The organism is Rossellomorea aquimaris (assembly GCF_020171925.1).
In the GTDB taxonomy this organism is placed as follows: Bacteria; Bacillota; Bacilli; order Bacillales; family Bacillaceae_B; genus Rossellomorea; species Rossellomorea aquimaris_F.
Genome location: NZ_JAIVAR010000006.1, coordinates 177,912 through 187,833, shown reverse-complemented (window position 1 = coordinate 187,833; position 9,922 = coordinate 177,912). Strand labels below are relative to the sequence as shown.

Sequence of the window (9,922 nt, the reverse complement as noted above, 5' to 3'; positions counted from 1 at the left end):
ACTGGTACAATCATGACCGGTCAAAAGAAAAATTGGCTGGGATGAGTCCTGTCGAATACCGAACTCACTCCAGCCATTCAGCTGCATAATAAAACTCTAACTTCCGGGGGTAAGCACCCCGACGAACATCGGTAAAGCACGTTTTTTATTAATGGATCGAGCCTAAGGATTGAAACTCTCGATCACGATCCGTTTACCGGTACTCAATGTAAATTCGAATCGGTCCCGTTCCTTTTTGTAGTAGGTAAAGTGGTGCTGTACGGCACAAACTTCTTCACCGTTATCGAAGGTCATAAAGTTCACTCCCTGCTTTACCTTCTGTCCACCTAGGAAAGCAAGGTGATTGTGACAGAAAATACTATCATACAGAGAGTAATGTAAGTTATTTAATGTAGATACAAATTGATGAAATGCATCATCGGAAATGTCCTCGATCAGATTCTCCAGGGAGAAGAGGATGTTTTTTTTAATTTGTACCCGGTCGCCATCGTGCATCCTTATTCGTTCATAGGGTGTCGCGATGATGCCTCCTTCCAGTAGTACTCCGGCAATCCAGGAATCCTCCCTGAACAATCTGATTTCATGGTTGAGATAGAAATCCAATTCCGATTCTTCGTCTGCATCTATTTCAAAGAATAACCATAAATCTTCATCGAATAGGACGGTACCTTCTGAAAAGGCTCTTTTTTGAGATTTTAGAATGTTTGAACGGTAGCTATTACTCAAATCAATATCCCTCCTTAACAACATTTCTTATCATAATTATCATATTTCATTCATGCGAAGTTTGAGTGAGGCAATTAACCATTTATAAGGAGTTGCATAAGATAATCTATGTGTCAGAGAGCCCAGTTTGTTTGACCAGAAAGTGAGGATGATCACAATGTGTGGAATTACAGGTTGGATTCATTATAAACGAAATCTTGTGGATCAGGAAAAAATCGTGGAGAAAATGGCAGAAACGTTAGCAAAAAGGGGACCGGATGAAACAAATACATGGGTGGATCACCATGCCGTATTTGGACATAAGCGTCTGATCGTGGTGGACCCTGAGGGTGGGAGGCAGCCGATGAGCATCAAGCACGGCGATCACACCTATACCATTTGCTATAACGGGGAACTTTATAATACAGAAGATCTGCGAGCCGTACTCAAAGGGAAGGGGTATTCGTTCAAAGGGCATTCGGATACGGAGGTTCTGCTTACTTCCTATATCGAATGGCAGGAAGAATGTGTCCGGCATCTGAACGGAATCTTTGCATTTGCCGTATGGGATGAAGAGAGGGAGCATGCCTTCATCGCCCGTGATCGCATGGGTGTTAAACCGTTGTTTTATTCTGAGAAGGATGGAGGCCTGTTGTTCGGATCCGAGATCAAGGCACTGTTGGCCCATCCGGATGTCAAGCCGCAAGTCACACACGAAGGTTTGGCAGAGGTATTGGGGCTCGGACCATCCCGGACACCGGGTAACGGTGTGTTTAAAGATGTAAAGGAATTACGCCCTGCACACGCGCTCATCTTTTCGAAGGGAGGGTTTAAGTCCTGGAGATATTGGGATGTGAAAAGTGAGAAACATGTGGATTCATTTGAGGATACTGTCTCCAATGTACGTTTCCTATTATCTGATGCCATCAAACGCCAGCTTGTGTCAGATGTCCCGCTTTGCACTTTCTTATCCGGCGGAGTCGATTCCAGCGCCATTACGGCTATCGCAGCAAATACTTACAAGGAGGAGGGAAAGGGGAATCTTCACACGTACTCGATTGATTATGAGGAGAATGATCAATATTTTACGAAAAGTGATTTCCAGCCCAATTCCGATGCTCCGTGGATTGAAAAGATGTCAAATGAGTTTGATACGATCCACCATCGCTGCGTCATCAGCCAACAAGTACTGAAGGACTACTTGATTGAAGCGGTGCATGTAAGGGATCTCCCTGGGATGGCTGACGTTGATTCATCCCTGTTGTGGTTCTGTAAAGAAATCAAAAATGACTTTACGGTTGGTCTCTCAGGGGAATGTGCAGATGAAATATTCGGGGGTTATCCGTGGTTCCATCGCGAAGATGACTTCAATCGGAAAGGATTCCCTTGGATGAGGTCGGTCGCTGAGAGGCAAGCGTTATTGAAGGACGACTGGAACAAAAAGCTGAATCTTCAAGAATATGTGCTCACCCAATATGAGAAAACGGTCGCGGAAACCCCTCTATTAGATGGAGAAAATGAGGTCGAGACAAAAAGGCGGCAGTTATTCTATTTGAATTTACATTGGTTCATGACGACTTTATTGGACCGAAAAGACCGTATGAGCATGGGAGCGAGCCTTGAGGTCAGGGTTCCGTTTGCCGATCATCGCTTGGTGGAGTATGTATGGAATATCCCTTGGGAAATGAAAATGCATGAAAACAGGGAAAAGGGGATTCTGCGCAAAGCGTTGGAAGGGATTCTACCTGATGAAGTCCTATACAGGAAGAAGAGTCCTTATCCGAAAACACATCACCCTGTTTATACGAAACTAGTGAGTGAATGGCTCGAGGAAATACTGGAAGACAAATCGAGTGTCCTATATGAATTATTCAATGAGCAAAAATTAAAAGAAATCGTGAAAACAGGCGGCGCTGCATTCCAGGTGCCATGGTACGGTCAATTGATGACCGGTCCCCAGCTATTGGCGCATCTGGCGCAAATTCACGTATGGTTCAAGGATTACGGCATAGAGATTGTGGAGTAAGGAATAAAGGAAAGAATAAGGTCCGAAATTGGTGCTTAACCCAATGCGGACCTTTCTTTTTCCGTTATGAAGGATTGAGTTGATTCTCGCTGAAGAAGCTTGGCTCCCGTGGGAGTTGCGGGTAGGTTGAGAACCCACAGAGCCGGGGAGTCTCAACTCAAGCCCCCTCGGAAAACGAGCACGTGGAGTGGAAATCAACTACTATTCTTTGGTTTGAAGCAACCAAGTTTTCAAAAACAGCCAAAGTGAAAGGACGCATCAGCATGAGATGCGTCCTTTCATTTGGTTATACCGTTTTACTTTCTTCTGTGTTGGAGATTGCTCCTGTTCCGATCGAATTCAATCGTTCGACAAGGTCGGTTCCGAATGGAGATGGAGAAGCATTTGATTCCAGTACAGTATCCTTGAGTTCATATGCATTCGAACCGTGTTCCGTGAAGTCGAGGCCAGATAGCTCCTCTTCCCTGGAAACGCGTATCCCTGATACTCTTGTCAGGATAAAGAGGAATCCGCCGACCGTGACCGTCGTCCATGCAATGACGGCAGCTACCCCGAGTGATTGTGTAGCCAGTAATGATGCGCCGCCTCCGTATAATAAACCGCTTTGGACATCGAAGAATCCGACTGCAACGGTTCCCCAGATACCACAGATCCCGTGAACGGCAATCGCACCGACTGGGTCATCGATTTTGAACTTTGTATCAAGGATCGTTACGGCTTCGACAAGGATGACACCGGCAATGAGTCCGATGATGAGGGATCCCGATAATGATACGTTTGCACATCCGGCTGTGATGCCCACTAAACCGCCCAAAGCGCCGTTCAATGTCAAGGAAGGGTCCACTCTCTTAAATCTGAATAATGTATAGAGGGCTGAAGATAATACTGCAGCAGAGGCAGAAAATAATGTTGTTGTGATAACATGGGGGACAAGCTCTGGATCCGCTGCCAAGCTGCTTCCTCCATTGAATCCGAACCAACCGAACCAAAGGATGAAGACGCCGAGCGCACCTAAAGGAATGTTGTGGCCAGGAATGACATTCGCATTGCCTTTAGAGTATTTACCAATCCTTGCACCCAAGAACAGAACCGTGATTAATGCGCCAACGGCTCCTGTCAGATGAACAACGGTAGAACCTGCAAAGTCGACAAAGCCCATTTCGGAAATCCATCCACCGCCCCATACCCAGTGACCGACAACGGGATAAATGACGCCCGTCATCACGATGGTCAATAAGATATAACTTTTCAGCTTCATGCGTTCTGCCACTGCACCTGAAATGATTGTGGCACATGTAGCGGCGAATACCGATTGAAATAAGAAGAATCCGATATCTTCACGGCCAGAGAGAAAGAAGCTGTCGATTCCCATGAAACCACCTGCGCTCTCTCCGAACATCAATCCAAATCCAATGAGGAAATAAAGGACGGAGGCGATCGACACCGTCAGGAAATTCTTCATCAAGATATTCAGTGCATTCTTAGCACGTGTGAACCCTGTTTCTACCATGGCGAAACCAGCATGCATGAAGAATACAAGAAATGCGGCGATCATGACCCACATGGAGTCAACGGAAGCCTGAACCGTTTCGGCTGTAGGGGCAGCGAAGGCTGAAGTGGCGAAAGTCAATGACAGGAGTAATAATGTAGCAATTTTTTTAATCAATGATATCCCTCCGATAATTTAGTATTGGCTTGTGCTATCAGAATCAGTTACAGTACAGCAGGTTTTCCTCTTTCACCAGTGCGGATCCTGACAACCTCTTCAACTGGATAGATGAATATTTTCCCGTCTCCAACGGTTCCTGTACTGCACTGCTCAACAATCAGGTCGATGATCCCTTCGACTTGGTCATCATCCACCACCATTTCAACCTTCACCCGTGGCACAAGATTGATTTCAAATTTGTTTCCACGGAAGATGCCTTGCTTGCCTTTTTGTTTTCCACATCCTGCTGCTTCAGAGACGGTTAATCCGCTGAAACCACGCATGCTCAATGCATCCCGTAATGAGATGAAAGCTTCTGCACGAATGATCGCTTCCACTTTTTTCATTTAATTTCCTCCTTTTATAAAAACATCTGTTTGATGTTAGTTTTCTTAACATCAATTTGTTATATTATTTATCATATTCAGAAAATAACAAAATATCAAGGGCTATTTTCCAATGAAAGCGATTTTATGTAAAAAAATCTAACATGAATTTCGTCTCTAGATGAAAAAAGCTGCCCGAATGGCTGGGCAGCTATGTTTGTTATTGTATATAGCGTAAATTTTTTATGCTTTCTTTAATGCAGTGAATCCTTTATTCATCCATACCTTCGATTTCCATCGTTTCAACATGATGATTCCCCTCAGCCATTCGTCTGCGATGAAGGATATCCAGATCCCGACGAGACCGAGACCGAACCAGATTCCTAGAATGTAGGATAATGTGACACTGACTCCCCACATTGAAAGGATCCCCATATAAACAGGGAAACGAACGTCTCCCGTCGCCCTCAGGGAATTGATTACGACGAGATTGAAGCTTCTGCCAGGTTCGAGAATGATGGTTAAGTAGATGAGTGTCTTCCCAAGAGAAATGATCTGCTCGTTATCCGTGAAAATACGGAAGAGCGGATCTGCAAATAGGGAAAATATGCCGGCCATGATCAGGGAGATGGCAATGGCGATTTTCAAGCTTTTTAGACAGCGCTCGTATGCACTTTCATATTCCTTCGCACCAACAAGATGGCCAATCAATATTTGTGTTCCTTGACTGATGGCGACGCTGAATAAAAAGATGAACATCATCAGATTCTGGGCATATACCTTCGTCGTTAGTGCATGGGTCCCGAGACTGGCGATAAAGTACGTGATGACCATTTGCGACCCATTATATGATAAGTGCTCGCCTGCTGACGGTATCCCGATCTTCAATAAATTTCTCACGTGGGAGAAGGGGAGCTTAAACAGGCGATTGAACGGTAACGCAGAAGGGATTCTCTTCATGATCACCACAAGTGAGACAAGAAACCCGAGCAGCCTTGAAACGATGGTCGAAATGGCGACCCCTTCCACTCCAAGAACGGGAACGCCGAAAGGTCCAAAAATAAATAAATAGTTACCGATGACGTTTACGATGTTCATGCCGATGGTAATGTACATCGCATCCTTCGTATAGCCATAGCTCCTGAGAATGGCCCCGGCTGTCATGATGAGTGCCTGGACAAAGGCGAATCCCCCTACAATCTTCAAGTAAGATGCTGCTTCATCCATAAGGGGAGGGGGGAGGTCCATTGAAGAAAGGATGGGCCTTGTGAAGAAAATCATCCCGACACTTAAGAGTGTGCCGAACAAAAAATTGACCGCAAGTGAAACGACTGAAATTTCACCAGCGGATGTTTCTTCCTTTGCACCTAGATGCTGTGCGACAAGGATGGCTGTCCCTGTGGCGACAAACCCGAACATCACGATGATAAGCGAGAGGATTTGGTTGGACACACCGACGGCTGCCACTGAATCATCGGAATACTGACTGAGCATCAAGGTGTCTGCATTTCCCATTAGCATATGAAGGAAGATTTCAATGAAGATGGGCCATGTTAATGCAAACAGGGTCATCTTTTTCTGTGTTTTGGTCATAGTGGTACTCCTTGTATTGGGATCCCGGGAAACGTGAGAAGGGGACTAGTCCAGGAATGGGCTAGTCCCTTTATCCCCCGTGGTACGGGAACGATTATAATTGAAGGATGGCGAATCCATATTCCTTCAGCTCGACTTCAATTGTTTCAGCCTCCGCGGCAAACTCCTCTTCATTCCAAAGGTCGACGATTTTTTTGCCTTTTAAATCAAATGGTAGCGAGTAGGTAGTCGCTTCCTCTTTACAATTGAAAAGAACCAAAAGGGTATCCTCGCCGTTGGATTTCGTAAAGGCGACACAACCTTCATGAAGTCCAGGAGGCAGGAAAGAGATGTTCCCTTCGTTGGCCAATAAACGATGGCTCCTGCGAAGCTCAATATGCTTCTGAATATGGTGGAAAAGCTCTTCGTTATGCTTTTCCAGTTCCCAAGGAAAACATTTTCGGCACCCTGGATCTTGTTCACCGGTCAAGCCGATTTCGTCTCCGTAGTAAATGCATGGAGATCCGATGAACGAGAGCATAAAGCTGTAGATCTGTTTCAAGCGTCTGATATCTTCCCCGCATTCTGTCAGGATCCTAGGAGTATCATGGCTTCCGACAAGATTGAAATTGACTTCATTGACGGTTTTCGGGTACATATGGATGACGCTCGTCAAACGTTCTGTGAACTCGGTTGGTGTGATCGACTGCTTGGCAAACAGATTGATCACGCTTGTGGTAAACGGATAGTTCATCACGGCATCAAACTGGTCTCCCCGAAGCCAAGGCATTGAATCGTGCCAGATTTCACCGAGTATATATAAATCAGGCTTGATGGATTTCACTTCACGCCTGAACTCTCTCCAGAATTGATGATCCACTTCATTTGCGACATCAAGCCTCCAACCGTCGATATCAAATTCTTTTACCCAATATCGTCCGACTTCCAATAAGAAATCACGGACTTCTTTATTCTCTGTATTCAATTTTGGCATCGAAGCCTCAAATGCGAACGTATCATAGTTTGGAGGAGTGGACTCGATGTCCAATGGGAATTCCCTGATATGGAACCAATCGCGGTAAACGGATTCCTCGCCTTTTTCAAGCACATCCTGAAATTGAGGGAAATAGAAACCACTATGATTGAAGACTGCATCCAGCATGACTTTTATTCCATTATCATGGCATGTTTTTACAAGCTCCTTCAATGTTTCACCCGTTCCGAACTGTGGATCGATTTCAAAATAATCAATTGTATCGTATTTATGATTGGAATGAGCCTTGAAGATCGGAGTGAAATAAATGCCCGATATCCCCAGTTCTTTCAGATAAGGAATATTTTGAATGACACCGTCAAGGTCGCCTCCGAAGAAATTTGTGCTTGTCGGTGCGGTGCTATCCCATTTCAACGTCCCTTCAGGATCATTATCCCTGTTCCCGTTAGCGAATCGCTCAGGGAAGATTTGATACCAAACCGTATCTTTTACCCACGAAGGTGCTTGGAAAACATCGATTGCATTCAAGAAAGGGAAACAGAAATAGTCTCCGATGTCAGTTGAAGGGGAGTCTTGGAATCCCTTCTCCCCATAAAATAGTTCTTCATGATCATCATTCAGAATGAATCCGTATCGAAGTCTTCTATATGGAGGTGTCAGCGAAGTGAACCAATAATCGAATAGCTGATCACTTCCCGTCAGGATCATTTCCTGTTTATCATACATCCACTTTCCATCTTCCCACTGATAGGGGTCTCCATGGAGGAGGGATGCGTTTCTTATATCATTTTTTTTAGTTCTGATCCGGATGTGGATCTCTTTATCAGTGCAAGCGTATGCATAGTTATCCTTTGGCCGATGATAAACTGCTTCAAGAAACATCACTTTTCCCCCTTAATCACATTTAGTTAAAGAGTAGTCTACTCTTTTATGGTTGTCAATAATTCATATCATCAACATGTAAGCGGTTTATCATATTTTCTATCAAACTAAAAAAAATTTAAAAAACTATTGATAAATGAGTTTTAATTTGTATAATAGGAAATAGGTTGTGCAATCGCTTTCACACATAAATGTAAGCGGTGTCTAACGCCTTCTTTTCACTTATGTGTGCAAACGGTTGTACAACCCGGGATTTTTAAACATTTACCTATACTTAGGAGGGGTCGAGATGAAGAAAGCATTATCATTGTTGATGGTAGTAATGCTTGTATTGGGGGCGCTCGCTGCTTGTGGTCCTAACCGTGAGGAAGGATCCGGGGATAGCGGAGAAAAGAAAGCTGACGATGCGAACAAACCTGAAAAGCTGGTTGTCTGGGAAGACCAGGAAAAAACCGGTTGGCTTGATGAAGTAGGTGCCAAGTTCGAAGAAGAGACAGGCATCAAGGTTGAAGTGAAAGAAGTGGAAATGGCTACTAAGATGAAAGAACAATTACGTTTAGATGGTCCTGCAGGTACTGGCCCGGACGTATTGACATTACCACATGACCAAATCGGTGAGCTTGCGCTTGCTGGTCATATCGCTCCATTGGAAGTGGATGGGGAAATCGAAGATCGTTTCACTGAATCTTCCATGACAGCTGAAAACTATGATGGAAAACTTTATGGTCTTCCAAAGGCTTCTGAAACTCCAGTTTTTGTTTATAATAAAGCGTTGATGGAAGAAGCGCCAAAAACAATGGACGAGGTTTACACGTTCGCGAAAGATTTCACGAAAGACGGAAACTACGGTTTCTTGGCACTTTGGGATAACTTCTACTTTGCACATGCACCAATCGGCGGATTTGGCGGATATGTATTTGCTGAAAACGATGGCGCACTTGATGCGAAGGATCTTGGTCTGAACAATGAAGGTGCTGTAGAAGGTACTGAATATATTCAAAAATGGTACAAAGAAGGATTATTCCCTAAAGGAATCGTTGGGGAAAACGGTGGATCTGCACTGGATGGTTTATTCGGTGAAGGAAAAGTTGCTTCTGTCATGAATGGACCTTGGTCTTTCCAAGGATACAAAGATGCTGGAGTCGATATCGGTATTTCTGCAATGCCTAAACTTCCAAATGGAGAGCCAATGAAAACATTCATGGGCGTTAAAGGATGGCACGTTTCCGGCTACTCTGAAAATAAAGAGTGGGCACAAAAATTCATCGAATTCATCACGCAAGATGAATATGCTAAACTTCGTTTCGAACAAACACAGGAAGTTCCAACAAACAAAGGTTTGATCGACGATCCTGCAATTGCTGAAAACCCAGGGGCAAAAGCGGTTGCCGAGCAATCTCAATATGCAGTCCCGATGCCGAACATCCCTGAAATGGGAGAGGTTTGGGGACCTATGGCTGACTCATTACAAACTGTTGTAACGGGTAAACAAGAACCAAAAGCGGCTCTTGATGCGGCTGTTAAACAAATCCAACAAAATATTGATGCGAATCATTCAAACTAATCAAACACATAGCGGTACCTCCTCCGATTGGAGAGGTACTGCTATCCTTTTAAAGACCTATTCAAGGGCTTTAAGAGGAAGAAACGCGTTTCTGCCTCTTAAAGCTCTTGAAGCTTATGTAACTCACGTTGAAGTATAGAAAGGG

8 protein-coding genes are annotated in these 9,922 nt (G+C 44.4%); 3 read left to right on the top strand and 5 right to left on the bottom strand.

Going from position 1 to position 9,922, the window contains the following annotated elements:
- Positions 1 to 89: IS3 family transposase (locus tag LCM10_RS20900; protein ID WP_224877580.1), on the top strand; the 89-nt coding region annotated here is incomplete at its 5' end.
- A gap of 73 nt (positions 90 to 162) precedes the next feature.
- On the opposite strand, the gene LCM10_RS17485 is transcribed toward LCM10_RS20900, so the two are convergent.
- A complete protein-coding gene (locus LCM10_RS17485) occupies positions 163 to 726 on the bottom strand; it encodes a DUF2777 family protein (RefSeq protein ID WP_224877569.1) in 564 nt (187 codons plus the stop codon).
- A 148-nt stretch (positions 727 to 874) separates the two neighbouring features.
- On the opposite strand from LCM10_RS17485, the gene asnB reads away from it, so the two are divergent.
- Positions 875 to 2,731 carry an asparagine synthase (glutamine-hydrolyzing) gene (gene asnB / locus LCM10_RS17480; RefSeq protein ID WP_224877579.1) on the top strand — a complete coding sequence of 619 codons (1,857 nt, stop codon included), beginning with the start codon at positions 875 to 877 and terminating at the stop codon, positions 2,729 to 2,731.
- Between the two features lie 286 nt (positions 2,732 to 3,017).
- On the opposite strand, the gene LCM10_RS17475 is transcribed toward asnB, so the two are convergent.
- The 4 genes from LCM10_RS17475 to LCM10_RS17460 all read right to left on the bottom strand — a co-directional run bounded on the left by LCM10_RS17475 (position 3,018) and on the right by LCM10_RS17460 (position 8,213).
- On the bottom strand, positions 3,018 to 4,397 hold the full coding sequence (locus tag LCM10_RS17475) for an ammonium transporter (protein ID WP_224877568.1): 1,380 nt from the start codon (positions 4,395 to 4,397) through the stop codon (positions 3,018 to 3,020).
- Between the two features lie 47 nt (positions 4,398 to 4,444).
- Entirely contained in the window at positions 4,445 to 4,786 is a 342-nt protein-coding gene (locus tag LCM10_RS17470) for a P-II family nitrogen regulator (protein ID WP_224877567.1), read from the bottom strand.
- A gap of 222 nt (positions 4,787 to 5,008) precedes the next feature.
- Positions 5,009 to 6,358 (bottom strand): MATE family efflux transporter, encoded by a 1,350-nt coding sequence (locus LCM10_RS17465; protein WP_224877566.1) that lies wholly within the window; start codon positions 6,356 to 6,358, stop codon positions 5,009 to 5,011.
- Between the two features lie 94 nt (positions 6,359 to 6,452).
- Positions 6,453 to 8,213, bottom strand: coding sequence for an alpha-glycosidase (locus LCM10_RS17460; RefSeq protein WP_224877565.1), 1,761 nt, complete (start codon positions 8,211 to 8,213; stop codon positions 6,453 to 6,455).
- A gap of 289 nt (positions 8,214 to 8,502) precedes the next feature.
- On the opposite strand from LCM10_RS17460, the gene LCM10_RS17455 reads away from it, so the two are divergent.
- A complete protein-coding gene (locus tag LCM10_RS17455; RefSeq protein ID WP_224877564.1) occupies positions 8,503 to 9,777 on the top strand; it encodes an extracellular solute-binding protein in 1,275 nt (424 codons plus the stop codon).
- Positions 9,778 to 9,922: the final 145 nt, after the last annotated feature.

Excerpts from the sequence above, each read along its gene's own strand:
- LCM10_RS17465 (WP_224877566.1), bottom strand. The coding sequence starts at position 6,358 with ATGACCAAAACACAGAAAAAGATGACCCTGTTTGCATTAACATGGCCC.
- LCM10_RS17455 (WP_224877564.1), top strand. The coding sequence starts at position 8,503 with ATGAAGAAAGCATTATCATTGTTGATGGTAGTAATGCTTGTATTGGGG.
- LCM10_RS17460 (WP_224877565.1), bottom strand. The coding sequence starts at position 8,213 with ATGTTTCTTGAAGCAGTTTATCATCGGCCAAAGGATAACTATGCATAC.
- LCM10_RS17470 (WP_224877567.1), bottom strand. The coding sequence starts at position 4,786 with ATGAAAAAAGTGGAAGCGATCATTCGTGCAGAAGCTTTCATCTCATTA.
- asnB (WP_224877579.1), top strand. The coding sequence starts at position 875 with ATGATCACAATGTGTGGAATTACAGGTTGGATTCATTATAAACGAAAT.